General features: G+C 47.4%; 39 protein-coding genes. 14 read left to right on the top strand and 25 right to left on the bottom strand.

The genetic code is table 11. The annotated features are described in order from the left end of the window. Positions 1 to 7: 7 nt before the first annotated feature. From BL107_RS13260 to BL107_RS08955, 7 genes are all read right to left on the bottom strand, one after another. Positions 8 to 133 carry a hypothetical protein gene (locus BL107_RS13260; RefSeq protein ID WP_255344637.1) on the bottom strand — a complete coding sequence of 42 codons (126 nt, stop codon included), beginning with the start codon at positions 131 to 133 and terminating at the stop codon, positions 8 to 10. Positions 134 to 335: 202 nt separating this feature from the next. After that, positions 336 to 827: a hypothetical protein gene (locus tag BL107_RS08980; protein WP_037988418.1), complete on the bottom strand. Its 492-nt coding sequence runs from the start codon at positions 825 to 827 to the stop codon at positions 336 to 338. A 60-nt stretch (positions 828 to 887) separates the two neighbouring features. Further along, positions 888 to 1,289, bottom strand: coding sequence for an OsmC family protein (locus BL107_RS08975; protein ID WP_037988416.1), 402 nt, complete (start codon positions 1,287 to 1,289; stop codon positions 888 to 890). A 175-nt stretch (positions 1,290 to 1,464) separates the two neighbouring features. Then, on the bottom strand, positions 1,465 to 1,992 hold the full coding sequence (locus tag BL107_RS08970; protein WP_009790016.1) for a DUF924 family protein: 528 nt from the start codon (positions 1,990 to 1,992) through the stop codon (positions 1,465 to 1,467). A gap of 648 nt (positions 1,993 to 2,640) precedes the next feature. Continuing rightward, on the bottom strand, positions 2,641 to 3,072 hold the full coding sequence (locus BL107_RS08965) for a nuclear transport factor 2 family protein (RefSeq protein ID WP_009790015.1): 432 nt from the start codon (positions 3,070 to 3,072) through the stop codon (positions 2,641 to 2,643). Between the two features lie 8 nt (positions 3,073 to 3,080). Next, the gene (locus BL107_RS08960) at positions 3,081 to 3,971 is read right to left on the bottom strand and encodes a DUF481 domain-containing protein (protein ID WP_037988415.1); all 891 of its coding nucleotides are present in this window, start codon (positions 3,969 to 3,971) and stop codon (positions 3,081 to 3,083) included. 202 nt (positions 3,972 to 4,173) lie between these two features. Further along, positions 4,174 to 4,443, bottom strand: coding sequence for a hypothetical protein (locus BL107_RS08955; RefSeq protein ID WP_009790013.1), 270 nt, complete (start codon positions 4,441 to 4,443; stop codon positions 4,174 to 4,176). 71 nt (positions 4,444 to 4,514) lie between these two features. Between BL107_RS08955 and BL107_RS08950 the strand changes: the two genes are divergently transcribed. Then, a complete protein-coding gene (locus BL107_RS08950; protein ID WP_037988413.1) occupies positions 4,515 to 4,757 on the top strand; it encodes a hypothetical protein in 243 nt (80 codons plus the stop codon). On the opposite strand, the gene BL107_RS08945 is transcribed toward BL107_RS08950, so the two are convergent. Continuing rightward, the gene (locus tag BL107_RS08945) at positions 4,728 to 5,504 is read right to left on the bottom strand and encodes a sulfite exporter TauE/SafE family protein (protein ID WP_009790011.1); all 777 of its coding nucleotides are present in this window, start codon (positions 5,502 to 5,504) and stop codon (positions 4,728 to 4,730) included. The genes BL107_RS08950 and BL107_RS08945 overlap by 30 nt on opposite strands. After that, the gene (locus BL107_RS08940) at positions 5,501 to 6,004 is read right to left on the bottom strand and encodes a hypothetical protein (RefSeq protein ID WP_009790010.1); all 504 of its coding nucleotides are present in this window, start codon (positions 6,002 to 6,004) and stop codon (positions 5,501 to 5,503) included. The genes BL107_RS08945 and BL107_RS08940 overlap by 4 nt, the downstream gene beginning before the upstream one ends. Before the next feature lie 19 nt (positions 6,005 to 6,023). Here BL107_RS08940 and BL107_RS08935 point away from each other — a divergent pair, with 19 nt between their 5' ends. Continuing rightward, a complete protein-coding gene (locus BL107_RS08935; protein ID WP_009790009.1) occupies positions 6,024 to 6,254 on the top strand; it encodes a hypothetical protein in 231 nt (76 codons plus the stop codon). Positions 6,255 to 6,412: 158 nt separating this feature from the next. Here BL107_RS08935 and BL107_RS12690 read toward each other — a convergent pair whose 3' ends face one another. Beyond that, positions 6,413 to 6,571 carry a hypothetical protein gene (locus BL107_RS12690; RefSeq protein ID WP_156771067.1) on the bottom strand — a complete coding sequence of 53 codons (159 nt, stop codon included), beginning with the start codon at positions 6,569 to 6,571 and terminating at the stop codon, positions 6,413 to 6,415. Between the two features lie 367 nt (positions 6,572 to 6,938). Between BL107_RS12690 and BL107_RS08930 the strand changes: the two genes are divergently transcribed. The 6 genes from BL107_RS08930 (at position 6,939) to BL107_RS12685 (ending at position 9,570) form a co-directional block, all read left to right on the top strand. Continuing rightward, positions 6,939 to 7,619 carry an SDR family oxidoreductase gene (locus tag BL107_RS08930; protein ID WP_009790008.1) on the top strand — a complete coding sequence of 227 codons (681 nt, stop codon included), beginning with the start codon at positions 6,939 to 6,941 and terminating at the stop codon, positions 7,617 to 7,619. An 85-nt stretch (positions 7,620 to 7,704) separates the two neighbouring features. Beyond that, entirely contained in the window at positions 7,705 to 8,202 is a 498-nt protein-coding gene (locus BL107_RS08925) for a DoxX family protein (protein ID WP_009790007.1), read from the top strand. Between the two features lie 178 nt (positions 8,203 to 8,380). Beyond that, positions 8,381 to 8,659 (top strand): alpha/beta family hydrolase, encoded by a 279-nt coding sequence (locus tag BL107_RS13325; protein WP_369791581.1) that lies wholly within the window; start codon positions 8,381 to 8,383, stop codon positions 8,657 to 8,659. Positions 8,660 to 8,969: 310 nt separating this feature from the next. After that, positions 8,970 to 9,125: a hypothetical protein gene (locus BL107_RS12975; RefSeq protein WP_009790006.1), complete on the top strand. Its 156-nt coding sequence runs from the start codon at positions 8,970 to 8,972 to the stop codon at positions 9,123 to 9,125. Positions 9,126 to 9,131: 6 nt separating this feature from the next. After that, positions 9,132 to 9,308 carry a hypothetical protein gene (locus tag BL107_RS12970; protein WP_198002337.1) on the top strand — a complete coding sequence of 59 codons (177 nt, stop codon included), beginning with the start codon at positions 9,132 to 9,134 and terminating at the stop codon, positions 9,306 to 9,308. Positions 9,309 to 9,411: 103 nt separating this feature from the next. Beyond that, entirely contained in the window at positions 9,412 to 9,570 is a 159-nt protein-coding gene (locus tag BL107_RS12685) for a hypothetical protein (protein ID WP_232192929.1), read from the top strand. A gap of 23 nt (positions 9,571 to 9,593) precedes the next feature. Here BL107_RS12685 and BL107_RS08910 read toward each other — a convergent pair whose 3' ends face one another. From BL107_RS08910 to rpsU, 3 genes are all read right to left on the bottom strand, one after another. Continuing rightward, positions 9,594 to 10,895: a cytochrome P450 gene (locus BL107_RS08910; RefSeq protein WP_009790004.1), complete on the bottom strand. Its 1,302-nt coding sequence runs from the start codon at positions 10,893 to 10,895 to the stop codon at positions 9,594 to 9,596. A gap of 52 nt (positions 10,896 to 10,947) precedes the next feature. Next, positions 10,948 to 11,187, bottom strand: a complete 240-nt coding sequence (locus tag BL107_RS08905; protein ID WP_037988931.1) for a hypothetical protein — start codon at positions 11,185 to 11,187, stop codon at positions 10,948 to 10,950. A gap of 133 nt (positions 11,188 to 11,320) precedes the next feature. After that, positions 11,321 to 11,497, bottom strand: coding sequence for a 30S ribosomal protein S21 (gene rpsU, locus BL107_RS08900; RefSeq protein WP_009790002.1), 177 nt, complete (start codon positions 11,495 to 11,497; stop codon positions 11,321 to 11,323). Between the two features lie 115 nt (positions 11,498 to 11,612). Between rpsU and BL107_RS08895 the strand changes: the two genes are divergently transcribed. Continuing rightward, complete coding sequence (locus BL107_RS08895) at positions 11,613 to 11,858, top strand: hypothetical protein (RefSeq protein ID WP_037988405.1); 246 nt, start codon at positions 11,613 to 11,615, stop codon at positions 11,856 to 11,858. Between the two features lie 17 nt (positions 11,859 to 11,875). On the opposite strand, the gene BL107_RS08890 is transcribed toward BL107_RS08895, so the two are convergent. From BL107_RS08890 to BL107_RS12965, 9 genes are all read right to left on the bottom strand, one after another. After that, positions 11,876 to 12,193 carry a hypothetical protein gene (locus tag BL107_RS08890; RefSeq protein ID WP_009790000.1) on the bottom strand — a complete coding sequence of 106 codons (318 nt, stop codon included), beginning with the start codon at positions 12,191 to 12,193 and terminating at the stop codon, positions 11,876 to 11,878. Positions 12,194 to 12,542: 349 nt separating this feature from the next. Continuing rightward, a complete protein-coding gene (locus BL107_RS13135; protein ID WP_009789997.1) occupies positions 12,543 to 13,040 on the bottom strand; it encodes a hypothetical protein in 498 nt (165 codons plus the stop codon). A gap of 378 nt (positions 13,041 to 13,418) precedes the next feature. Further along, entirely contained in the window at positions 13,419 to 14,789 is a 1,371-nt protein-coding gene (locus BL107_RS08880) for a DUF2130 domain-containing protein (protein WP_009789996.1), read from the bottom strand. A gap of 75 nt (positions 14,790 to 14,864) precedes the next feature. Then, positions 14,865 to 15,293, bottom strand: a complete 429-nt coding sequence (locus tag BL107_RS08875; protein ID WP_009789995.1) for a DUF1499 domain-containing protein — start codon at positions 15,291 to 15,293, stop codon at positions 14,865 to 14,867. Between the two features lie 1,118 nt (positions 15,294 to 16,411). Continuing rightward, the gene (locus tag BL107_RS08870) at positions 16,412 to 17,890 is read right to left on the bottom strand and encodes a hypothetical protein (RefSeq protein WP_009789992.1); all 1,479 of its coding nucleotides are present in this window, start codon (positions 17,888 to 17,890) and stop codon (positions 16,412 to 16,414) included. A 5-nt stretch (positions 17,891 to 17,895) separates the two neighbouring features. Continuing rightward, positions 17,896 to 18,216 (bottom strand): hypothetical protein, encoded by a 321-nt coding sequence (locus BL107_RS08865; protein WP_009789991.1) that lies wholly within the window; start codon positions 18,214 to 18,216, stop codon positions 17,896 to 17,898. A 15-nt stretch (positions 18,217 to 18,231) separates the two neighbouring features. Further along, the gene (locus tag BL107_RS12320; protein ID WP_232193082.1) at positions 18,232 to 18,906 is read right to left on the bottom strand and encodes a fatty acid desaturase; all 675 of its coding nucleotides are present in this window, start codon (positions 18,904 to 18,906) and stop codon (positions 18,232 to 18,234) included. 85 nt (positions 18,907 to 18,991) lie between these two features. Next, positions 18,992 to 19,948, bottom strand: coding sequence for an orange carotenoid protein N-terminal domain-containing protein (locus BL107_RS08860; protein ID WP_009789989.1), 957 nt, complete (start codon positions 19,946 to 19,948; stop codon positions 18,992 to 18,994). A gap of 319 nt (positions 19,949 to 20,267) precedes the next feature. Next, complete coding sequence (locus BL107_RS12965) at positions 20,268 to 20,432, bottom strand: hypothetical protein (RefSeq protein WP_198002336.1); 165 nt, start codon at positions 20,430 to 20,432, stop codon at positions 20,268 to 20,270. A 169-nt stretch (positions 20,433 to 20,601) separates the two neighbouring features. Here BL107_RS12965 and BL107_RS08855 point away from each other — a divergent pair, with 169 nt between their 5' ends. Then, positions 20,602 to 20,838, top strand: coding sequence for a Nif11-like leader peptide family natural product precursor (locus BL107_RS08855; protein WP_006169687.1), 237 nt, complete (start codon positions 20,602 to 20,604; stop codon positions 20,836 to 20,838). 297 nt (positions 20,839 to 21,135) lie between these two features. Here the strand turns inward: BL107_RS08855 and BL107_RS08850 are convergent, their stop codons facing one another. Then, entirely contained in the window at positions 21,136 to 21,396 is a 261-nt protein-coding gene (locus tag BL107_RS08850; protein WP_156776456.1) for a hypothetical protein, read from the bottom strand. Between the two features lie 16 nt (positions 21,397 to 21,412). Here BL107_RS08850 and BL107_RS08845 point away from each other — a divergent pair, with 16 nt between their 5' ends. The 4 genes from BL107_RS08845 (at position 21,413) to BL107_RS08835 (ending at position 23,854) form a co-directional block, all read left to right on the top strand. Beyond that, complete coding sequence (locus BL107_RS08845; protein ID WP_037988398.1) at positions 21,413 to 22,078, top strand: SDR family oxidoreductase; 666 nt, start codon at positions 21,413 to 21,415, stop codon at positions 22,076 to 22,078. Positions 22,079 to 22,124: 46 nt separating this feature from the next. Then, positions 22,125 to 22,895, top strand: coding sequence for a J domain-containing protein (locus tag BL107_RS08840; protein ID WP_009789987.1), 771 nt, complete (start codon positions 22,125 to 22,127; stop codon positions 22,893 to 22,895). 319 nt (positions 22,896 to 23,214) lie between these two features. Continuing rightward, positions 23,215 to 23,343, top strand: coding sequence for a hypothetical protein (locus BL107_RS13255; RefSeq protein WP_009789986.1), 129 nt, complete (start codon positions 23,215 to 23,217; stop codon positions 23,341 to 23,343). Between the two features lie 316 nt (positions 23,344 to 23,659). Then, a complete protein-coding gene (locus tag BL107_RS08835) occupies positions 23,660 to 23,854 on the top strand; it encodes a hypothetical protein (protein WP_232192926.1) in 195 nt (64 codons plus the stop codon). Positions 23,855 to 24,260: 406 nt separating this feature from the next. Here BL107_RS08835 and BL107_RS12675 read toward each other — a convergent pair whose 3' ends face one another. Together BL107_RS12675 and BL107_RS12315 are read right to left on the bottom strand one after the other, a co-directional pair. Further along, on the bottom strand, positions 24,261 to 24,425 hold the full coding sequence (locus BL107_RS12675; RefSeq protein WP_156779435.1) for a hypothetical protein: 165 nt from the start codon (positions 24,423 to 24,425) through the stop codon (positions 24,261 to 24,263). 84 nt (positions 24,426 to 24,509) lie between these two features. After that, positions 24,510 to 24,740: a DUF3136 domain-containing protein gene (locus BL107_RS12315; protein ID WP_009789983.1), complete on the bottom strand. Its 231-nt coding sequence runs from the start codon at positions 24,738 to 24,740 to the stop codon at positions 24,510 to 24,512. Between the last annotated feature and the right edge of the window lie 271 nt (positions 24,741 to 25,011).

The raw sequence follows: 25,011 nt of genomic DNA, 5'->3' as shown, positions 1-25,011 counted from the left end.
GTCATTGTCATTTGATGCCATGGAGAACGATCAGCATCAAGCTGAGTGGGATGCCGTAGAGGCTTTTATGGAGTGCGTGACGACATGTTCTATGGATGATGGTGAATGTGTCACCACCTGTGTAAGAACTCATCTTGGGGATGATCGTGAGCTCTGGTGTAGCAGTCTTTGTCTTTGATCGTGGCGATGGGTTGGCTTGTTCTGTTCGTCTTTTTGGGTGCGTTGTCTTGGTTGGGCTGGCGCTGGAATCAAGTTGAAATCATATGGGCTAATTCCGGTCGCCTCCCCTACGTCAAACGGATGCGCCAGCGCAGTAAACGCCGTAAGCATCATCACTAGCTGCCATGCTGTCGGTAGATATTCCCATCTCTCCAGCTCCAGATCCAGGGTTCACAGGCGTGAGCCTCCCTTAAATCGCTTCGATCTCGCAGGCTGACGGGATTGAACTCTGTTCGAAAATTGAAATCACGGTCGCGAATGGATTGGTTCAACACCATGCTTCCTTCATCGCCCGACACAGAGCGATGAAATGTTCCTGTCGGGATTTGGAGAGCACCCATTGCCCGTACGAGATAAACAACATGGTGCGGTTTATCCCAGAGCGGATTCAATAAGGTGAAAACGCGTTGTCCTTCAAGCACCAGGTTGTGATCAATCTGGTGCTGATGCACATAAAACCGCTCAAAATCCTCGTCGTCAGGAGGTGATGTAGCCGCTCCATGGTGAGCCACCACATCGGTTCCGTTGCTACCAGCTATTCCGGCATCAAAGAAGGTGACGGAGGGTGTTTCCCTGAAAATGTGAATGGGCATGAAGTGGAGTCTCATGCGCCCCCTCATCGGTTATTGGCTTCTTATCTAACCCCTCTCCACCTGAAAAATACTTCATCAGCTCCAGACCAGATCAATCGTTATTGATGGATCCAGATTCCTTTTGACAGGGCAGTCGTTGACGACATGCTTGAGCACCCTGCGTTGTGCCTCCGTGATGTTTCTTGGCAGGCTGATCACAACTTTTAAGTTTTGGATTTGGCGTGGTGCTTGGCTCGTCATTGTTTTTTCAACGACGGCAGTGGCCTCTCCGAGCTCCCAGCCCTGACGTTTGGCTGCAATCCCCATAATGGTGAGAACACATGTGCCGAGGGCTGTGGCAATCAAATCGGTGGGTGAAAAACTTTCCCCTAAACCGTCATGGTCTGTGGGCGCATCTGTATGAAGTTGGGTCCCAGAGAGCGCATGGGTAGCAAGGCAATGGAGCTGCCCTGTGTAAGAGCATTCGATAACTGTCAAAGCTTCTCCTATTGATGTATAACGAGTCTGAATGCTTTGATTCATCATGATTATTAAGTTTATCGGAAGTATTGGGCTAATATTTAAAGATAGAGCAAGATTTTATTCTTGCTTTATTTGACTTCCAAAGGATCTATTTTTAAAGTGTTTCTTTAAGTTTACACCATAAAAATTCTCATATCCGTGGATTAGATGCGTCTTGCTCTCCTCTTGTTCCGTCACGGTGGGGAAAACGACCGTGCGTGGCAATGAGCTGTCGATAATGCTTTGCGAGCGCGAATGTACGTGTGTCTGTCCATCGCTCAAAAAGGGGTAAGGCATGCGTATGGACATCGATCTGTTCGCTATGAAGCCGTGGCATCAACCAAAACTGACGTTTCGCTTGCTCGGGTTCGTTCTGGATCCAGCCTTGCCTCTCAGCCTCGATACTGAGACTAAGAGCCCGTGAATCACCTGAAAAAGCTTTGGCTTGTCCACGCCAAAGATGCCTTGGAAATTGATCAAAAAGTAGAACCAGTGCAAGAGCTGATGATGGCTTGCTTGACCAACTGAATAGGCGTCCATGAAAGGCATCGTCGACTAATCCTTCAAATCGATCGGTGATGTGCTGATCAATTTTTTGATCGACGCGGAACCATTGTGCAGGCCGTAATTCGTGAAACCAAAAACTAACAACCGCTTGGTGAGATAAATGCTTTGCCATACCGATGCTGTTGACGTTGATTTTTCTTCTATGCGGTGCAAATCTTTTGTTGTTCCATGGTTCACCCTATTCCACTAGTAGTGATCACAGCAGTTGGCATGCTTACAGAAGTAGTATTCCGCGATCTATTTGGTTCCCCAAGTGTGTATGTGCATTGGTGAGGGATTCGCTGTGTATACAAGGGAACCTTGTTGATGACATCTTGCAAACCGTCCGGGTTCAGTGCATTGAGGGGGCTCGGTCTTGACTAAAATGAATATACGTTGAGCTTGGGATACTGAGCTGCAGTCTGAATTCATCCAGGCAACGGGGGATGGGTCACTGCTGATGGCTTCATGTCTTCCGTTTCCCTTTCAATAGTTTCGGTTCCTGCCCAAACGCATTTACGGGTTGTTGAGCGGTTCAATGTTGATGCACAAGCTTGTTCTAGGCCTCCGTTGGAATGTACATCGCACAGGGGACTCACTGATAAAGATTTTTTTGAGGCGTTGCGAAATAATTGGATCTGAGGTCCTGTAGGTGTCAGGAGTACTAAGCATCTAGTATATTTCTTATTGGAGCTTAATTTTTTCCTCTGCAATAATTAGATATAGTCGCTCAAACTCTTGTTCTCTGATGAATCATAGTTCTCGATGATTGCTGGAAAAATTAAGCTACAAACCTTTTGTAGAGCCAGCGAATAAAGTTCCCAAGAATGGGGATAGGGCCAAAAGTTGGCCCGACGAAGTCAAAATAATCACGATGTTCGATGATTTTTCCGTCATTACCAAAAGTCATCCGTGTTGCCCCTGGATAAATAAATTCAATTCCTTGGATCCTCAGACCCATCTTCCATTCTACAAAGGCTGTTTCGTTATTAATCACAATTGCAAGCGGCTCTAAGTAAATATCCTCGCATCTCTGGATTAAATTATTTTGAGCTAAAATATATGCCTCGATCCCATAACGCTCTTGTGTAGGGTCAATAAAATGAACTTCGTTAGCGTAAATTGCTTTCCATTGTTCTGGTGTTGGGCCAGGTTTTCCATAAGGTTTCGTGAAAAGTTGCTTAATTTGACTTTCGTCCGGTTTAGGTTGCATATCGGTTATTAAAAATCTGCCCCTAATTGCAGCGAGGCTGAGTTGTTGACCTCTGGAGTACTCATGCTCTGATAAATTAAATTATACTGGAGCGATGTAAATAGGCCAGAGTAAATTGATGGGTAAAATTTAAATCTAGCTTTGAAATTGTTCGCAGGCTTTATGTCTGGAGTGAAGGCTGCGGACAACTTGTTGTTGAGCTCCAATTTAAACATTTTGCTTGGTTGCCATGACAGGTCAGTTGTAAATGTTCCCCCCGCATAAGCATTGCCGCAGTATGGATCCTTTCCACATTCATCACCACCATTGGTCCATTGCATGGATGGACCAATGGCAACGACGAGCTCTGTTGTTTTATTTTGAATGACTGGCTTAGCAAGGCCTATCCCACTAAGTAAGCTATTTACTCCCGAGTCATTTTTGCCGTCATAATTGTAATCAGTTAACGCGAATAATCCTATGCCAGATGACATGTTGTAGTCGTATCTAACTTCCGCCAATCCCTTTTGAGTTTCGATTTCTAATGGTTCACCGTTGTCTCGGCTTTGACTGGTGTTAAGCCCAGCTTTTAGTAAAAGATTATTTCTACCTTTTTTGTATTTGCTTTCCACACTGATTGTTGTCGACAATGACGAATCTCCGTCTTTTTCGTTCCCAATCAGTCCGGCCGTCATGGATGTTCTCCATGCTGGTGCCGTCTGTTTTGGTTTCAGAGAGCTTGTAAGGATGGTGAGCCGTCCAAGCTGTGGGTGATCCAGTACTTTTTCTTGGTTGTTGCTGAGCTCTTCAACAATTGTTCCTGTGACGCTGTCGCCATTGAGTAGTTCAAGGGTGACCGTTTCTGCCTGAGACATTCCTGCTGTGAAAAGCAGCGAAAGAAGTAAGAGATGCTGTTTCACGACAACTATTAATTAAAGAATCCCTTGGATTGCAGCCAAATCCCCACTGCAAGCAGTGGACCCAAGCCAGCGACAAGGAGGGTGATTTTTAATCGAAGTGGTGAAACCTGTTTCCGGTTTTCGCGAAGGGCCATAGGGCTGCGACCTGAGCTGGCCGACATTAAAGGACAGGGTCAACTCCCTTGAACCGCCATCGCTGCGATTAAAGCTCGTAGTCCTCTTCAAAATTTTTGATGAGTCCTTGGTAGAGGGCTAAGAGGCCCTCAGTTTCTTCGCAAAATCCATCGGTTGTGTACTTGGCGATCAGGCTCACCACCGCAGAACGAATTTGCGTGAAGGCCCCGAGGTACTCCCCTTGGATGTCCTCATCGCGGATGTCGTTGATCAGTGCACCGATCAATTCGATCTTCCGTTTCGCTGCGGCCATCTCCGCTTCCATCTCCTTGCTGAGTTTGCGGCGCTTTTTCGGCATCGTCCGTCCCTTGCATTCGTGAGGTTACGGGAGCCGTTGCCCCTAGCCTTGGCCTCGGCGCATCCTTCGGTATGAATTCAACAGTTCGGGGCATTGTTTACGTGTCTGTCTGTGTAGTGGTCTGGGGAACCGTGGCCTCTCTCATGGACTGGATGCTTCTTACGGAAGAGGTGTACACCGAGGGAACCTCCGGCCAGCTGTTTACGTTCATCGCCTACGGCGCTGCCACTGTTGTTTTGGCCACACGGTTTTCGAGCCGCTTCCTGGGTGACATCAACGCGGACTCAGGTCAGAACAGTTCGACCGAGGAGTGATAGGCCCATGACAAGTGCCAAAACTTCAAAAGCCTGCTTCACGATTTTGTCGCCTTGCTTAATCGATAAATGGGCTCCGATGTAACCGCCAACCAGTGACCCAGCGATGAGCGCTGGCAGCCACTGCCAATGAATGTCCCCTTGCAGACCAAGGGTGATAGCACCAGTACCGTTCCAACCGAGTCCGACAAGAATCAACGTATGGGCGACGGCACGGGTGTAGCTCAAACCAAACCACCGCACCAACCAAAGCGTCACGAAGAGCCCCGTTCCGGATGTGAGGGATCCGTTAATGACTCCGATCCCAAAAAGCCCAAAGGCACCAAGCCAAAACGTTGTGCCTGTTAGGGGACGCCAGCTTTGATCGTTCCCCAGCTGTGGACGACGTGACGAATACACACCTAGGCCCAGCGTGAGAAGAGCGAGGCATGCGGTGGCTGCTTTATCTGGTATTGCCAGAACAAGGTTGGCTCCGATCCAGACCCCTGGAAGTCCAGCGCACAACACAAGCGCTGATAAGCGTCGATCCAAACTGCTGGCTCGCCAGTGCCGACCGGCAGCCCCCACGCCGAGGGCCACACTCGCCACTTTGTGAGTGGCTAAGGCTGTTGAAAAGTTCAACCCCAACAGAATTAAGGCGGGAAGTTGAACCAAGCCAGCCCCTCCACCAGCAAACGCTGAAAGTCCGTTTGAGATCAACGCCACTGCTGCAAGGGCAAGTTGGGTGGGCAGGTCTGCCGCGATCATTCGCTGGGATTCGTCAGAAAGGCGATTGGCACTGAAAACGTGACAATCCGATGAGGCTCTCCCGGAAGAATGGCGACACAAGCCACTTCGCGATCAGCGTGGGCTTCCTTGGATTTCAAGACAAATGCCGTTGCATCTTCGACGCTCCACATCGGCGCCTCCCCGTTGCGTCGTTCTTCCCGATAAGCCTCCCAAACTTCGTTAAAAACTTCCGCGTCGTTCCCCTGCTTCATGTCAGCGAGCGCTTGCTCGACCCCAACTTGTTCAAATCGAGCGAAAAACTGCTGCATGAGCGGATTACCGATCGTTGCTGAGGCTCGCAATGTTGAGTTGATCGTTCCCACGGACGTCACCACAAGCTTTGGTGCATCGCGTCTGGCATCGATCACTCCTATGGGCAAACTTAAGTCCCAACAAGCTTTCCCACTCACAGCACAGGCCAGATCAAACAGACCTAAAGCGCATTTCTTGATCAGAGCCTGAATAAGTTCTCTCTCCATCACAGTTCTCTTAAGGACGGTGCCGGACGTCGATTTGCGGGAAGTCTTGCCAGAGTTGTTGGCCTTGGTTGATTTAGCGATGTCACTGGTAAAAATCTATCTGGACGCTGTGACCCATCAAGTGATCACGAACGAGGAATTGGCCTACTTGGCAGGGCACCAGGACTGTTTCGACCGAACAGAGCTCAAACTGTCGGCCCGACTTGAGAGCCTGATCAATTCTGGAACCATTAGCATTGGTTCACGCTGAGCTGTGACTTGTTCCAAATAACATTTTTTGAAAGTTGCTGATGACCCAACGAATCGATTTTGTCCTCAGGCTTTGACGACGAAAAATATTTCGCTCCATCACCGCACCTACCTTTTAATAGTTATCCATTAGGCAGTTTTTTAGCGTTCGTCAACCTCCTATGGCAGCGCTACAACACCAGACCAGCTTTGCAGGACATCAGGCCCACCCTGGATGAGTGACGCCATCGTTGTGAAAGAACCAATCCCCACACCTAAAACAAGGCCCATTGCAAAGAGGATGGCGCCCGTGAGTGCGATTCGATCTGTAAAGGGCATGGTTTAGAAGCTCGCCAGCAAACTCTCCATGGGATCCATCGTTTTGACGATGGATGTGTCACAGCTCGTGATCTATTGAATCTTTGTAGTGATGTGTTCCTTTGATCATAAAACTAAAAATACCTTGTAAAGATCGATGTGCACCCCCTCTAAGAAATAATCGCTAGCCGGGTGAAGTCTCATCGATGGAATCAATCGAGGGACACATTCAAACGATCAGGATGAATTCCTGCAGGCTTTGTCCGACCTCAACGATGGAAAGGTTCGGCACTATTTGCGAGCAAAACCCGGATGAGCCCGAATGCCTCGTCCATGACGACTGAACTAGAAACCAATCTCCTAACTTTTGAAAAGTTGGGGTTTGGGCATGGCAGCACCGGTTGTCGCCGTTAGTGGAGCTTCGGGAAAAACCGGATATCGGATTGCTGAAGAATTGTTGGCGGTGGGGGTTCAACCCCGCTTATTACTTCGTTCAGAATCCGCCGTGCCGACGTCGTTGTCGGATTGCGAGCAGGTGCGTCTCAACATCGCGAATGAACCTGCTCTCGATCAGGCGTTGTGTGGGGTCGAGGCGCTGATCATTGCCACTGGTGCACGTCCTTCAATTGACCTCAGTGGCCCGATGCGTGTGGATGCATGGGGGGTGAAGCGCCAGGTTGAAGGTTGCCAGCGCAACAACGTCAACCGGGTTGTATTGGTGAGTTCGCTTTGTGCAGGTCGCTGGAGGCATCCGCTCAATCTTTTCGGACTGATCCTTTTGTGGAAAAGGATGGGTGAGAGAGCCTTGGAACGAAGTGGCTTGGATTGGACTGTTGTTCGTCCAGGGGGGTTGTCTGAACGGGAATCTGGCCTCGAGAGTGAGGGCATTCGTCTGACTGGTCCAGATCAGCAGGAAAAGAATTCCATTCCACGGCGCCTTGTTGCGCGATTCTGCGTGGATGCATTGAAGGCACCAGGGTCGATCGGCCGGATCTTGGAAATCACGAGTGGTGAAAATGTTCCTCAGGTCGCTTTGAACGACGCTTTAGCCCTGGACGGACCTAGGTAAAAATACTTATTTCGCGCGAATCATGCCCAGTGACTCGCGCAGCTTCATGAAACTTTTTTAAGTTATATGGATATTGCCTTGGGTCATGATCCGCGCTGTTCTCACCCGTCCCCTTTTTGCCGACCTGGGGTTGCTTGTTCTTCGGGTTCTGACGGGAGCACTTCTCATCCACCACGGCTACGAGAAGCTTGCAAATATTGAAAATTTTGCTGATGCATTTGTTCGTCCTCTGCATCTCCCGTTTCCGATTGTTCTTTCATACGTAGCTGCGTTTTCTGAAGTGATCGGTAGCTGGTTGCTTATCACAGGGTTGTTAACCCGTGTGGGTGCAGCAGCTATTGCCGGAACAATCACGGTCGCCATCTATCACGCGATTGTCACCGCAGGCTTCAACATTTACTTGCTCGAGTTGCTTGGGCTTTACTTGGGAGCTGCTGGAACGGTTCTGGCATGTGGACCTGGACTATTCGCAATCGATGAACTGATCGCTCGTCTTGTTGAACCCAACATCGAAATTGATGCTTCAAGCGAAACGTTTGATGAGCCAGCCGTTGTCTTGAGTGAAGCAGCTGCAACCCGCTAAATCTCTACGAGCCACCGAATTTGGTTTCTCATAACCTGTTGAGATCGATTTAATTCAATCAAAACAACCCCTTGTGCCTGCCCATAATTTCTGGGATGTCACGAGGGATTTTTATTGACGCCGTCTTTGAAGGTTTAATAACCCTTGGATGGCCCGTTGTCCGCTTTGACTTTCCTAACTGACCCGGCAAGCCAAAACTGGTCGGCAAATGCGTCCTGACAAGCTGCCAGTTTTGATCGAAACGTACCGATCGATTGTTGAAGCGATGCATCGCTGCGATCAGCACCCTCTTCCTCTGTTAATTGGTGGTCAGTCGATTGCAGATCGGATAGCGACACTGGTATCCGACAAGTCCTACATCGATGGCTTAATCCCAGGCGTTGTTGATTTTGGTCATCCGTTTCATTCCCTCATAAAACCTGACTGTTTAAGAACTGAGCACCTCAGATTTTGCTAAGTCCCGAAACTCATTGAACAACGAGAGCGTGATCCGGTCGGTGGCTATAACAAGGTTCAGTACTAGTCCTGTCCATCAAATTCAACTTCGCTGGATTTGAGGCGGGGAACACAGTTTTTCTCTAAAAAACGTTTCGGCTTCACGGACGATCAAAATTCTCGCCAAGTTATTCGAGGTGTTGACGCCTTTATGAATGATGTTTGCGCTCGATAAATCCCATGTGGTTTCACGTCAATCTCCCAACCAACCTTCCCTCATCACACCATCGCTTGCGCCCACGCGTCAGAATTAGGCGCCACGTCCTGTTCGCATGAAAGAAGTCAGTCTGCTTGAAATGATTGGCCGGTCTTTTGCCAAGGTGGCGGCCGGCGCCGGTGTTGCAGCACTTTTGATTTGGCTCACGTACGTGATGCTCGACATTGGAAATATGCAATCTGGTTTCACGTTGCCTCAGTCCACCTACTAAGCAGTCATGGACTGGAGTTCTCTCACGCCCAGCCTTCTCACCACGGCGGGATTGTGCTGTCTCGTGCAGATTGTTTGGATTGGCTCCCTTTTACGCCGTAATCGACGTCAGCGAGGAGCGTTCCCACTCAGTCGAGATGAGTTTCGTCGAGACCTCGACAGAATCCTGAGCCAAGACCTGTGACTGTTGGAGAGACTTGTTTGTCTGAGCATCGATCCAGGCCAAACTCTCAAATCCTTTGTTACCTGTGAATGATGCGTCAGCTCCCAGGACGGATGAAACCAAAGTGGCTGCGGACGCTTGCAACGGTTGCCATCAGCGTGGTGGCAACCATTTGGTTGTTGGCTCTACTCCCATGGCTGTTGTTCATCGCCTTGCTGCTAGGGCTTGCCCTAATTCCTGTGATGTGGAGGCTGCGAAAGGAGATGGAAGCCTCTGGATTTGATCTTGAGAGACCCGTGGTCGATATCACCCCCTGGCATCGTCAGGTGCGTAATGCCTGGCAACAACCTTCAGGCCGTCCTTCGGGCTCGGGCTTGGGATCAGCTGGAGATCGAGATCTTGGTCGACGGCAAGGCTGAGTTGAACACGTTTCAGAAGTCCCACCACCATGAGGCGGATTTCAAGTTCAGCAAGAGCTTTCCCCAAACAAACGCGATCACCCCCGCCGAATGGCAGCAGTGTTGGATTGTTTGATCCATCGAGATGGCGTTGAGGACGAAATTCGTTCAGATCGCTGGATCCAGCACGATTGGAGGCAGCCAAGGCAACCTGCACTACATGACCTTTCGGAATGAGGACGTTGGCGAGCTCAATCGGGCGGCAGGTGCGGCGAAAAAATCCACCGACTGGAGGCGTCAAGCGCATGACCTCATTCACCACGGCTTGAAGCCTGGGAGCGCGGAGTCCATCAAAGGCTGTTGTCGCATCCCCCTGTGCTGGCCACTCCAGGCCTTCTAGTTCTTCACGCAGCCATGGCTCCACATGTGGCTCGATCAGACAAGCCCGCATCAAACAGCTCAATGAGGACGCAGTTGTTTCGTAACCAGCGAAGAGCAACAACAGCAGTTGTTCCACGATGTCGTCTGCTGTGAGTGGCTGGCCAGCCTCATCGAGCCCACCAGCGAGCAAATCCAATCCGCCACGGTTTTGATCCGCTTGCTCCAGAACCTCTCTGAGCCGGTCGAGCAGTCGACGTCTTGCCGCTAGGGCGTTCGCAAAGGGGGTTCCAGGAATGGCAATGGGCACAGAAAATAAAGCCTGTGTCCAAATCTCGAAATCATGGAAGAGGGCATCACGATCTGATCCCTCTAATCCCAACACCGTTGTTGCAATCACGCGAAAGGCGAACCGCCGCATGCGATCAGCAAGCCGTATGGGCTTTGTTTCTTGAAGCAACTCGTGGCTGAGCTCGTCAACCAGCCCAACAATTCCTGGGGTGTAGCGCTTGAGCGCTGCATTGGAAAACAATTGACTAACGACTCTCCGACGAGCTTTGTGCTCGGAGCCGTTGCGGTTGGCCAGGGATTGGCTTCCGAGGAGTTGGCGAACACTTGCGGGCCACCACCCTTCGACTGCGTCTCCCTGGGCTAAGAGGTCGGCAATGGCTTCGTCTCCTCGGATGAAGACGAGTCGTTGACCGATCAGCGTTGTTTCGAAAATATCGCCGTACTCGACAAAGCGTTTGGTCGCAAAGTCAGGATCGCGAAAAAAGCCAATCGCTTCCAAAATGCCTGTGACTGCACCTGTGCTGGGCAGGAGACGTGACATAGGAACAATGGCTGATATGGAAAGGGGAAGTGAGGCCTAGTAAACCCACCCACTAGGTGGGTTTGTTTTGCATTGCTGCATAGGCCACTGCTCCCCCAGCGACCACTGTGAGGACACCTGAGCTGATCAGGAAGCCCACGAGCAAAACGAAACCGATCAACGAGCCCAGAAGAGACATCTTGACGCGGAGAAGCTGGGACTTCATCAGCATCACCAAGAGGAGCAAGACCGTTGCCTTAAGTCCAGCGATTTTTGCTGCACTGATGGGACAAAACGGGTTGATAAGGAACACGGCCAATTGCCAAGATTCAATGAGTCTGGCGAAGCACGGCCGTCAAGCGCGATGACGATCGCCTTCACAGGGTCCGTGGCACTAAAAAACCCCCCTTCTGAAGGGGGGTGGAAAGCATCGTTGAATGAGCTGATTAGCGGCGACGATTGCGCGAACGTTGCTTCAGTTTGCGCTTGTATTTCTCAACCGGAGTTTCATGGTGACGGATGCGACGTAGGTCGGAGAAAATACCTGCCTTGGCCACAGAGCGCTTGAAACGTCGTAGTGCGGACTCAATTCCTTCATTTTCGCCGACTGTGACCTGGCTCATCCGTTCTCCGAAACAGAGCAAAAAGTAACTTTACCAGCCTCCGTATCCCTTTCGATAGTCCGGATTGCGAATGCTCTGAAAATCCCCCATATTCGGCTTACGAACGAGCTTGTCGATGGCGGATGGTACGGCGAAGCAGAGCCGTAAAGGTCAAGAAATTCAACGCAGTTGTGCCGTAATCCCAAACTCCTGTGAGTGTTGGAGCATGGGAATTACTCACTGCCCCATCTGCATCGGTTTGGCTGTGCTTTCAGCATGCCGTTTTATGGCCCATTGCCTGATGGCCTTTCAACTTGAGCGTGGCCATGCCGGCCGCACAACGCATCCAGCAACATTGCTGGGCGTTGTCTTTGAGCTCTAAGCACCAGTCCTTTGGTTTTAAGGATCCTTCCGATTGATCAGGGCGAGGTAACCCTCATCGATCCAACGCATGGCTTCATCATCTTCAGGGGAAGCGCAGCAATACAAAAGGTTGATGATGCGGCCAAGGTCCATTTCACGATGGGCGACGTCTTGCCAGAGACGGGTTGTTAATTCCCGATCCCTAAGGACGAACTGGGCTTGCACCAGTTGCCGACTTAAGGCCACGTAGCTCTGTCGGTCGTTGCGTAGACGACATTCATCGAAGCTCTGCGCCCCAGGAGTCCGGAGCAGATCTCGAATCGACTGCGATGCAGCTTGAAGAATGGGGGGCATCGAAATCGCGCATCTAGGGTCAGTCTGTTCTGTTCGGAAGCCCTGACAACGGTGCTTAATGCCTAGAACTTTGCTCCCTGCCACTGCACTGGCACGGCGGTGACGATTAAGAAATTAAAGATGAGTATGTTTGCTCATCAAACGCAAGGCGTATCACCCATAACCATTTGTAAAGTCATATGAAGTAGTTTTGCGCAACATTGCGATGGATTCATGGAAATTCTTGTGATTGCAGCTGTTGTCATTCCCTTCTCAGCTTTGGTAATGAACGCATTTGCAGGTGAAGACGACTTTGATTTTCTGTAAATGGAAACGAAATTGCTAGCACTGATGGCCTTCGGCGCAGCTGTCACGACTCTTTGGGCTTGGTTGATTGCCAATCTCCAGCAGACGGAGTCTGTCCAGCGCAAGTGAGGCAGCCACCATTAATTCGGTAGGGAGCTAAGTGTCCGCGTAGACACTTTCGTCCTCTAAAAAATTGTGTCTGGCCCAGCTCCCTTGCATGCGCATCAGTTAACGGAAGTTTGAGCCAGCGATCCGGAACCCTGCCCACCAATTGCTCTCGAGCTTGTTCTGCCTGCTTGCGACGCTCACGCTCTTCACGATCGTGTTTAAAACAGACCGCTTCAATTTGATGCTCTCTTGAGCATTCCTCGCAAGCCGTAATGACAGGTTTCTTGCGAGCGACATTGAAAGATAATTTGTCCCCAGCCACTTCTCGTTCTCTCCCACAATTACATCGGCACCACCAATAGGCGTTGCCTGATTTAGTGCGACGGTCAGACGGCGCAAAGACAGTGAGCTGTCCATACACATCTCCGACTCGGTTTCGCGGCGTCGAAGGCATCATCAATCGGTGGACATCAGATTATTTTGCCTGTACATCCAAGAAAGGATCGCTTCTCGTTCCCAAAGTCTGAATGTTGCTAGTAAAGGTTGTTCCTTTGTTGTTGCTATGACGCGTTCTTCGAGATCAAAAAGAGGTTTCGGGCTTCTAGTAGGGCTCGCGTTCTGGAGTCTTGGATCGACTGCCATAGCTCATACCAGTTCAGGTGAGGCTGCAACTGAGCAGATGGCAAGGGCTCAGGCCATGCGCATGGCTCCAAAAGGAGCCACAGTTTCCTCTGTGGATTGTGAGGAAAAAGATGTGGGGTTCTCAACAAGATTTCGCTGCACCGCTCATTGGACAGAGGGAAACCAATGATCTCCAAGATCGATTGATCTATTAATTAGAATCATGATTGTTTTTGAGCCCCATGAATTTGTTGCTCATTGTTGGATTATTTCTTGTTAGTTTTTTTACTGTTACATCTTGTGCCTTATCGTTAGCAAGGCGCAAATTTCGATCGGCTCCCATAAGGGCATCTTTCGTTTTTTGTAGATGATCAATCGACTTGTCAATTTCATCGATTGCCGTTTGAAAGCGACGTGAAGCTAAATCATAGTTTCTACCAAAAGCACTTTTGAATGATTCAAGATCCTCCTCGAAATGAGTGACATCAATATTTTGTGCTTTGATCAAGGCGAGTTCGGCCTTGTACTCAATTGACTTAAGCGCCGCATTTCGAAGGAGAGTAATAAATGGAATATAAAATTGAGGCCTAATAACATAGCTTTTAGGAAATCGATGTGATACATCCACGATCCCAGAATTGTAGAGTTCACTTTCTGGTTCTAGTAGTGATACTAGAACCGCGTACTCGCAGCTTTTCTCGACCCGATCTTTGTTGAGCTCCTTTAAAAAATCCTCGTTTTTCTTCTTGGTTGTTGTTGTATCGTTTTCGTTTTTCATTTCGAACATGATCGAGATGATCTCGTTGTTTGATTCATCAAAATCTCGGAAAATATAATCACCTTTACTGCCAGAGCTGGCATCATTGTCTTTTTCGAAGTACGCCCTTGGAAATGCTGCTGCCCTAAGACGATTGAATTCTGTTTCACAATGTTGTTCTAAAGTCTCTCCAACCATCTTGGTGGAAAGTCTTGCTTTCATGTCTCGGAGTCGAACGATTGCCTCATCTCGATCATAAATCTGTGCTTCGTATCGATCTTTAAGAGATTTTGATTCTAATTGATGCTTGAGTTCTGATTCATTGAGTTGATTCTTGAGAGCATCGCGTTCCTTCTCAACGGTGTTGACCGCTTCGTTGATAGCTAGCTGACGTTGAACGCCAGTGGCTTCTAATTTTGACTGTAAATCACGTAATTCTGCTTGTTTTTGCAGCGTAAGAGTTTGCAATTCTTGTGCAAATCGTGATTCAGTAAAGCGACGCTCTTGTTGTTGATTTTCTTGATTTTGTTGTAGTTCCTTCGCAATTAAGTCTCTTTGCTTTTCTGCTGATGTAACAGCATCCTTAATGGCAAGCTGCTGTTTTAAATCTCTATCTCTTAACTCACTCTCAAGCCGTTGGAGCTCTGCAGCTTTTTTAGCCATTGCAATCTCAATTGCATTTTGCTTATCCTTCTCAGCAAGATCTAAACGTTGCTTCAGCTGATGTTCGAAATCACGATCTCGGACTTGCTTCAGAATATCTGCGTATCCTGATCCATCCACTTTGAATGCGGTATTGCAGTGTGGACAGATAATCTCGTTCATTGTGTAATCGTGACAGTGTGAATTGGTTCGTTGCTGAGCTGCCTGCTAAAAAATTACTCTCAATCAGATTAAAGCTTAGTTCTGATCCATTTCATTGATCAGAACTTTTAGTGTGTCCAGCCTTGCTGAATTCACTCCGAGATCCGAGTCGCCTAGACGCGATATGGATCGCGCCTGAACCATGTTTTTAGCAGGTATTGCGAGCAATTCAAGGTCGTCGACAAAGCCAAAGAAAGCACTGCTGGCTTCTGCATGAATGTAGTCATCGCTCTCCTCAATAATGACGGTACGAGGTGTTTCCCGTACTGCAGCAATTAGGGTTTGTAGGTCTGCTTGAGGATTGGCACTGTGCCAATTTTGGCGTGCACAATGAGCTGAACTTGTACATGCACTGAGGTCGCCTCCTTGGATGCCCAAATCTGCTGGGATCGGCCCAACGAGATGGAACAACATGAATAGTGGGACCAACAGCGTTGAAACGATGAACATGGCGATAATCTCCATTGAGTGCTTCGACCCCTATCGTCTCTTAACGGCTGACAACGCCGTTGCCAAGCGTTGAAGAGCTCGGTTGCTAGGGTTGTTTCATTGATAAGAATCGAATTGTATCTTTAAGCGATGCACAACGTTAGTTTGCCACGGCGGATCAGAAAGATCGTCATCATGGAACTCTGCGCTCTTTAAAGGATGGCAAGTCCTGCATGGTTCCTTCTGGCCTGGATTGTTGTAGCCGCAGCTTCGGCCTGGAAATTTTGGCGTTTAACCGGTGCTTACCGCACAAAAATGCGGTCATCTCTTAGTAGCTCCTCACAGTTTCGGAAACAGCTTGAAAAATCTTGGCAACGAGATGGTGAAAATAAAAATGATCTAAAAATGCGATAGTTCTATTTAAATAATTGTCATTTGATGATAGTGCGAAGTAAATTCGTTTCGATTCACGTTTATTACAATCGCACACTAATGTAATAGTGTTGAATTTCAGATGATGGACGGGTCAGGTCAATCTCTCGAACGACGATATCAACTCAGTATATGGGTTGAAACTGAATATTGGATGCAAGACAGATACTCTGCCCTTGTCGAAATGGATCGGAATGTGGACGCTAATTGTATCGTTCTAGAATTTAAAATCAGCGAAGATATCTAAGTTAGTCAACTTTCTAAGTTGTCTCTTCTCGAGTTGGAAGTGATACGGCCAACAAAAGCGCGAGCACGATATCCGCGGTTGCAATGATCAATTCGACTTCGATTCCCATGAGTTTGTTTGAGGAGCTTTGCAGCCGATCAACTGGCAGTACCCAATTGAATGCCCAAGCGAATGTATAGGCATATCTTGCCATAAGTGTAACGGTTTGTAAACCACTCTCAATTTATTGCGCTACGGCGCTGGTCATGCAAATGTTCGAGTTGTACGTGGACTTCCCGGAGTTGTCGAAGGATTTCTGTAGTCCCCTCAATCTTCCCAAGACTCAAGAGCATCGTTTCAATTTGCTCCTTGCTGTTGATTAAAGCCCGACATTCGCCAGAACCTGGTTCGTAAGACATCAAGTCAATACCAATGTGATCTTTATAAAAGGTGGGAAAGAGCTGTTTGACGTGCCAACGCCATAAGTTGCAACAAATTATAAACTTGTTGAATCCTGATTCAGCCAAAATTCACCTCGTCGATGAATTTCACGCGCATAGTCTGTCCATGTTCCCTGCCCCCAGTAGCGGAAACAGCTCGTTTCCGTGAGTAATAAGTGAACCAATGCTTGTTGGTAATGGGGGGCTTGTGTTATTCCAGGATTTGCAGCAAGCTCCTGTTCGAAGCGTTTATGAAATTGTGCACTTAATTGATTGATCGGTTCGAGAATATTCTCATAACCCTCTACCCAACTTAGATTGTTCGTCCAAGAAGCGCCTTCTATATTAAACCTTTCATCAGAACTTGTTAGTGATGTTATGGCTGCAGATACTGCTTGGCGGCCTAAATCTTCCCCCATTTCATTCCAAATTCGATGTTGGTGCACACCTTGAACTTTTGGAAAATCTGATTCATTAATACCTGCTTCACTAATTAACTGTAGATATTCACTTCCATTGATCGCCATTACTGATTCCCCGTTGTCCCTGCAGCGACGATTGGCTTGTAGATACGCTTCGGGGAATTCATTCATCATGACTCCGCCGTTTTCACCATCAGCAATTTGTGTAACCAAGGATGGCATCTCTTTACTATTATGATTCTGTCGATTGAGGCTTTTTGCTTCATAAAAGGGTTGCATTTGTCCAACTAGTTTGGTGTCTGATCCTTGGGTTTTTATTAATGCAACCATACTAATAACGTGCCCATCAGAATTCTTTGCAACCAATTGATTTGGAATATATTTTTGTTCGTGACACAATGGTGATCCATTTAAATTCTCGACAGTATGCTCCTGAACTAATAGCCATTGATAGCCACATTCCTTTAATGCTTTAATGAACTCAAAAAGGGTGTCAGGATGGTTTGGAAGATGCATCTCTGGCGGAGAAAATCCTTTAACTCTTTGTAGTGCAGCTGTGCCGAATAAGTTTGCAAATTGATGTTGCCATGCTGTGATTTGGAGTTTGAGGTCTGGAATTGGAGTTGATGGTGCAACTGCATGGCTCCAAAAGGTCCCAAGCCACTCAACATGCTTCTGCATTTGAGCATCGCAAGCAAGAAATTTAAGAGCGTCAGTGATATCAGTTCTACCCATTTGTTTAACACCCCAAAGCAAATTCCCGGAATAATCAAGCATGATCCGAGGATTACATCCCTCCTCAATTAAGCTCGGGATTATATTAGCTAGGCGTTTGTAACATTGTGCAAATGGTTCTGCATTGTGATTATCTCCTTCTCCTGAATGATTGAACATGTGCTGAAGATGCGAAATTAGTGCACCCTCATTGCCTGCAGGAATTGTTGGTTGGTGCATATGCAATGCACACGCGTAACCAGCTTTCAGCTGATCAAATTTGATGTTCGAACATTCTTTCCAGTGGTCTGAAGCCTGATTAACCTGTTCAAGAATTTCAGATTCGCGACCGCTAATTTCAGGGCAATCTTCGAGGACAAAAGGTGTGGCGAAAGCCAATTTGGTTAAAACATCGACATTGCCTTGATTTTGGCAAGTTTTTTCGGATCTAGCCCCTCTAGCTCCTCCAATGTGATCAATTGCTGTTTTAATAAATCCGCAAGAGTGAACAGGATATTGTTGTAATCGAACTCTGATCTCCCTTCAAATATATGCCGTTCTGTGCTGAGATAATCGTGCATGCTCCACACCGACTCATCAGTACTTAATTCCTGACATTTGGTTTGGAGTACTGAAATCAATGATTCGATCGAACGCCTCCTGCCATTATCGAATACATGGCGTGCAACTTGTTCTTCTTGGGATGACCAGTCGGCGGGCGTCATAAAAAGCTCTGGGGATTAGTGAGAATGTTTAATCTTGGCTCCTTCAACTTGTCGTAAAGCGACATGCAGATTAGGAAGCTTGAACCAGGGTGTGCTTGGACTCAAATGATGTTCTAAATGGTAGCCAAAGTGATAGCAAGCCGCGAACGAAATGAGCGGATGTAATGAAAGACTTCTGGGTAGTAGTCTTCCTGGCTCATTTTGTGATGGTTGATGTGGAAGGCATGTGCCAACCAAAAAAAGTTGAATAGAACTGATGATTAATGGTAGTGGGCAAAAAATTGCGACGTTCTGGATTGCATTAGGATTAACAACTATTGTAAGTTGCAAGATAGAAAGCCAAACCAGTAACAGAATGCAAAACTGTTTCCAATCAAGATAGTTACTCAGAAATCTGAAGTACCAGCCGATGGGTTTTGGATTTTGGGATGAATAAAAGTCTGGATCCGCTGCTGATTCTGGATAACAGTGATGAAGACGATGATTTTTTGAGCAAGACTTGTAAGAGAGTCCTGCGTACAAAAACAGACAGAGTCTCCCTATGTTGTTGTTCAGCTTTTCGTTGAGTGGAGCCAAGCTTTGATGCATGGAATCATGAGCAACGATGAACAAACCCGTATGGAGGAATGATCGAAGAAGAACAAAACCGAGAATCGCGGAGCTGGACCACACGTGAATGTCAATCAGCATGGAAATCACAAACGTGATAAACCACGCTAAGCAAATCAGAGTCGCAAAAAGAAGACTTTGGCGTTGATTCTTAGCTTGTAAAGGCTTAATTGCCACCAAGCTTTAGTAGTTCAGCGGGAGATGCCAGCAAATCGATTGCGACAAAGTATATTTTGTCGTTTTCATCTAACAAGAACCGCCAGGCGACATTCATTCCCACTTCTTGTCCAAACCAAGGTGTTTGCACTTTTCCTGTCACTTTAATTTGATTGAAGCCACTGTCTGCTGGTTCTCCAAAACCACCCTGAGGCATCAACCTGAGATTTTGACAATCGCGACGGAAAAACTTTAAAATTGATTCTCGGCCAACGATAGGACGTTGGAACGGTGGTTGCAAAGCACCATCGTCTAGGAATAGTTCAATTAATTGGTCGAAGTCATTGGAGTTCAAGAGCTCCATATAACTTAGGATGGTTTGATTGAGTACACCAGGGATGAATATCTTTTCCCTTTCACTCTCTGGTGTTGGAGCAACAATTGGCTCAGCTACAAGTTTATCGTCGACCACGTCTGGGTCGAAACCCATATCGGAAACAAAATTACGGAGCAAGCTAATTTGTTGACCTTGCTCAACTTTTTTAACCGCATCGAGAACTGAGGATGCGTTGGCTGAAAGCTTGTAGCCAGGTGGGATAGGCGCTACTTTTCCGCCTCGCATCAGTTCTCCGAGCTCGTACCAAAAACCAAGTTTCACGTTGATCGACCAGAAGGCGTAACGCGTCGAGATCGGTGCGTTGATTTTGCTTGCTAGGTCGCACATCACCTTTGTCTGCTCGTCAAAGCTCATGGCGACGATCTCGTCGAGCGTTGGCTTGGCTAAAGCCATTCTCGCTGCGCCAGGAGCGGCGACAGTAATCGTCTGCCCCATCTCTAGATAGGCGAACCAGATCAACGCCAGTTGGTCTTCAGCGCTTAGGAGCTTGAAACGAGCTGTGATTGCGGGTACAGCGTCGGCCGTTTGTGTATCAGGAAAAATCTGACGTGCCTTATCAATCGTGTACATCGCATCCCGGTACGTGAAGTGCTGAGACTATCACCATGTAAACGCTTGTGTCTTCTTTTCTCTGATTTCTGGTGTTTGAGCAAGTTTTGTGGTAGGAAATTTTGACGCACGGTCGATTCTCTAGCCACTGTTGAGAGCTTCGTTCGGGATGCAGGTGGATTGGATTGGGTAGCGATAGCCCGATGGATCAGATCGGTTGGGTTCTTGTTGTGGTGCGTGCCTCGGTCAATCTTTACGTTGGACTGTCGTTATTCATCTACAGCTTCCAATGGCACGCGTTAGTTGTTTGCCATCTCGTTGTCGCTTACCTCTTGTCCATTCAGTTGATTCGTTGTTCCTGCATACGTAGTGCCTCATAGGCCTGCCACAGTCCAGTGACTTCTGAGCATTGGGATTGTTTGTTGCAGACCCGATACCGGCCGTTGCCAACGGCATCAATGGTTGATCCCTTCGACGTTGCGCAGATCCGGCTGATAAACGACATTTGATCTTGTGCTCTGACTTCAGGTTTAGGTCTAATGGGCGCGTGTTCGCTAGAGAATGTTTTAGTTCGATATGACTATCGCGAAGAAATAAAGTTTTTCTAAGCTTTGCTACGACTGCTTAGGATTTCTGCGGTTCAGTCCGTTTCTCCTCGCCTTTGATTCGTTGTTATGACTGATGATTCTGGTATGGAGCTTGCACGGTTTTTTCAGCTCTTGGGTCGAGATTCAAGGTTGCAGGCGCAAGTGAGAGCTTGTATCACGGCCGATGAGGTTGCTCTCATTGCCCAGGACAATGGTTTTGCGGTAACGGGTGCTCAACTCTTGTTGGCGTCTGGTCGCACTGAATACGGGGTCACGATCGATCGCGTCGATCATCCTGGCGAATATCCTGGTCGTTATTACTAATTATCGACAAATGGGATGATTTGATTGCCGTTTTTTTGTGTTGTGGATATTTAAGTTCGTAATGTGTCTCCTAATTGATTTGATCGAGTTCGCCGCATTTGGTTGCTTACCGGATTTATTTGCTAATAAGTCTTTGTATTTGCCAATAGTATATTTCAGTGATTGTGATCTGTTGAATTTGCATAAATATTTTCTGCCATCTTAAACCTAGCTTTATAAGGGTTCATTCTAATGCTGCGTTTTGAACGACTAAGCTCTTCGCTTTTTCATTATTTGATTTTTTATCGATTCGTCGGCTCAATTATTTTTCCGGTGTGATGGTGGTTGGTTGGATAGTGATTCTGCAAATTCTCGAAAGGCTGTTGCGGCTAAATCTGTTGTTGTTCCGTACTTGGCCGACCATTGCTCCATCAGTTTGTGAAGGTCTTGCCACATTTCAATCATCGAAAGTGGATCAAAGGTTTTCTCATTCCCCGTGTCATCTCCTGATCTGGTCATTGTGTTGTTCTGATCGTTCCATCCATGATTGCAAGACGGCGTCAGGGGAGAATGCTGCAAGTTCAATCGATCAGCTATGGCAACTGTTCTCGTGACGGGTGCAAATCGCGGAATTGGACTGGAGTATTGCCGACAATTGAGTATCCGTGGTGACCACGTTATTGCTGTCTGCCGTAAAGCCAGTCGAGAACTCGGCTCTTTGGGGGTACAAATTGAAGCTGGAATCGAGCTCACTGAGGCGTCTGCACTAGATGAACTAATGTCTCGTCTTCAAAGTCAATGCCTTGATGGCGTAATCCTCAACGCTGGGATTTTGCACTCGAATGCATTAAACAATTTGGATGTCGAGGCCATCCGCCAGCAGTTTGAGATCAATGCGCTGGCTCCCTTGCGGCTTGTCAGTGCCCTAACTTCCAACCTTTCATCAGGGTCTTGGATTGCGCTGATGACCAGTCGTATGGGTTCCATTGCTGACAACTCTTCTGGTGGATCCTATGGATATCGAATGTCGAAGGCTGCTTTAAATATTGCCGGTAAGTCATTAGCAATTGATCTCAAGCCGCAGGGCATCGCTGTCGTCATTCTCCATCCAGGCTTGGTGGCGACCCGGATGATTAATTACAACCCAAGTGGCATTAGCCCTCAACAGTCGGTTGAGGGCTTGTTGAAGCGTATCGATGCTTTGACTCTTGAAACGTCTGGTTCGTTCTGGCATGCCAATGGCGATGTGTTGCCGTGGTAGTCGTTCTCGGCCGTAGATTGAAGATGTGTGGTGATTAAGGCAGCCCATGGGCTTTGATCCACGGCAGTGGACTTCGGCATCCCAGCCAAGTCAACGCCAACGTGTTACCAGCAATGTGGAGTCTTTGCTGGTGGAGAACGATGCTCTTCGCCATGAAGTGCGACGGTTGCGTGCAGAGCTCGAACGCCTCCGTTTGCATCAGGTTCGAGAAAATCGCCATCGGTCAAAAGAATCGTTCAACGACGCCACTGAGGTTTCAGGAATTACGGCTTTCCACATTGATGCATGGGGACAAGTCCTGTCTCAGCAAGTTGGGTGGGGGGATCTACGACTTCGTTCTTTGATCGCTTTAATTGAACGATTAAATCGCAAAAGCTTTCATCCAAAACTAAATCTTTATCAGCGATTAGATCGTTTGTTGCCAGGTTTTGGGAGTGAGCTCCATGCTGCGATGGCTGGTTCATTGACTAAAAAGCGTGGTGCGGTTTTGGCTGCCTTTGCCTTTTACGGAGTTCGAGCTAGTGAATGGCTTAATGAGGATCCACAACGCGTTGTCCAAGAACTCCTCAAGCATCAAGAGTCCACTCAATCGAGCCGTAGGACCAGGAGTGATCGACGTTCTACTGATCGAAAGAGATCCGGATCATCGGACGAACGTTTAGCCGCCTATACGATTTTAGGATTGCAATACGGTTCTACTGAGTACGATATCAAGAAGGCATATCGTCGCCTCGTGAAGCAACATCACCCTGACTTGGGTGGTTCAACAGAGGATTTTCATAAGATTAGTGAGGCTTATCAGTTTTTAATGGAATAAATTTTACGTTTAATGCCTACAGCAAAAGCTTAAATATAACACGCTAGATTGCGATTATAGCAAAATTTATTAAGGAGTTCCGAATAGATAGAAATGATCTTTGCATAACTATTAATCTGTTTCTTCTGTGATCCAAGGAATGCTATTTGTCTTTATCCTGCGATGGCAAATCAGATGGCTGAACTAGGACGTAGACGACGGCAATAGTGAACACAAGTCCAACTGCAACTAAAGCAATAATAGCTGTAGAATAATCTGTCATTGGAAATTTTATTCAACCCTTATATATTAACACTTCAAAGATTCGTCTTTGAGGTTGATGTCAACTGAAATCACCAAGCTCGCCATCTTGGATGGAGATGAGTCTTTGTTTTTCGAAAATGAGCTGCCGCAACTTCTCGGCGTTTTGCTTGTTTTCTCCTTCTGTCCAGTGATGCGGATGAGCTAGCCGCGATTCGAGCTCAGCGATGTGGTTTTTAAGATTGCGCGCTTGGCCCTCGGAGCCTTAGTTCAACTTCATTATGGCTGTTTTGTTGGTGTCATGCTGCTGCTAATGGTGTCTTTGAATTTACAGTTGCTTTGCCCAAATAGCTTTAAAACAGAGTTGTGGAGAGCGTTCTGAGCGAAATTCAAACCGGCAGTTGCTGACCACATTCTTCCGTCATGGTGTTTTGGTTTTGGTGTTGTTTTGTGATGACAATCAGCTGCAAAAACGAAGCTGAAGGCCTTTCGTTGGGAAAGAAGGCCATGGTTGAGTGATGAGCATGAGTCTTGAGAGAGTTGTTGCACGCGGTACGGCGCGTGGCTTGATTAACGGTTCGGCTGCGCCGAGCTACGAGATGGTGATCAGCCTCTACAAAATTTTGATGCTTGAAGGTGATGCCGTTCTTGCTGCAGGTTTGTTGGATTTGCTCGCTTCGAACAACCTCTCGGAGTTAGAAGATAGAAACTGCATCTAAGAAGTGACTCCGTTTGTGGATCGACCCATGTTCCGTTGAGCCATCCGAGCTGGCTTTCGCCCACAAATGTTTTCTCGCTTAGCGTCTGCAAAGTCTTATTGCGCGATTGCTGTTCGGGTGAGGTATTGCAGTGGTTGTTTTTGCTTGGGTTTCTGCGCTGTTTGCGATCCCTTCACTTCCTATTGCTGATCTTGGCTTGTTTCGGCAGTTAAACCAAGAACTTGGAGCGTTATGTATGGCTCCGCCAGCCCAAGCGGTGAAGGTCTGTCGTTTGCATGCAAGGCTCGTTCGCCATTAGGGCAGAGGATAATGCGAGTGTTTCATGAACTTCTATCGCCGATTCGTTGGTATCGTTTATGTGAACTGCCAAGCACTCAATACGAGCTATCTAAGTTACGAAAAGCGTTCAAAAATTATTGTTGATTTGCGGGTCGAGCAGCCATTCGCGCCATTCCTGCGTTAATGCATAGCTCTCTTCGAATTGTTCAAGATTATCAAGTTTAATGATTTGTCTCCAAACATCCTGCGTGAGTTTTTTTCTTAGTTGTAATTGAGAGGTTGTTGTTTTCATAATGTATTAAGTAATTTGCAAGGATCATGTTTTCGTGCTAAGGCTTGTGCCAACTTTTGGAGTCTTATGTGCTTAATTTAGCTTTTAGGGTTTAACTTTTTTAGAATTGATCTCGCTTTGCATGATCTGCATCAGGCGTTCGGGTGATTTATATTGTCGTGGGAGTGAGTGATGTAATTTTTCCAGCCGTTCCCAGCACACTGTCCTTCTAAGTCGCTCTGGCGTTTGACCATCTCGAAGCAAGAGCTTCATTGCTTTGCAATACAGCGGATACTTCGCTTCAAGTTCCCCGATTGTCAGTGTTGCGGATTGCATGCTTTAACCCTGTCATTTGTGTACTGTCTCGCAGAACTTGGATTGTCTCTCCTCCCAAAAGGGGACAGTTGACTTTCCCCTTTTGGGGATGAACCCATTTATCCTACATTGCGTCGATACCCCGAGTTTCTTGTTGGGGTTATTACAACTATCGTGGCCATGATCGGTGATTCAACCGTTTCACTGGTTTGAGTCCATTTTAAATGCTCCTTTTGTGGCCATCTTGGTGATGGAGTTCGTTGTCCCATATTTCCTTCTCGTAGAGTACAAA

Source organism: Synechococcus sp. BL107 (genome assembly GCF_000153805.1).
GTDB lineage: Bacteria > Cyanobacteriota > Cyanobacteriia > PCC-6307 > Cyanobiaceae > Parasynechococcus.
The sequence above is the reverse complement of the archived record's forward strand: the minus strand, read 5'-3'. Positions and strand labels throughout refer to the sequence as shown.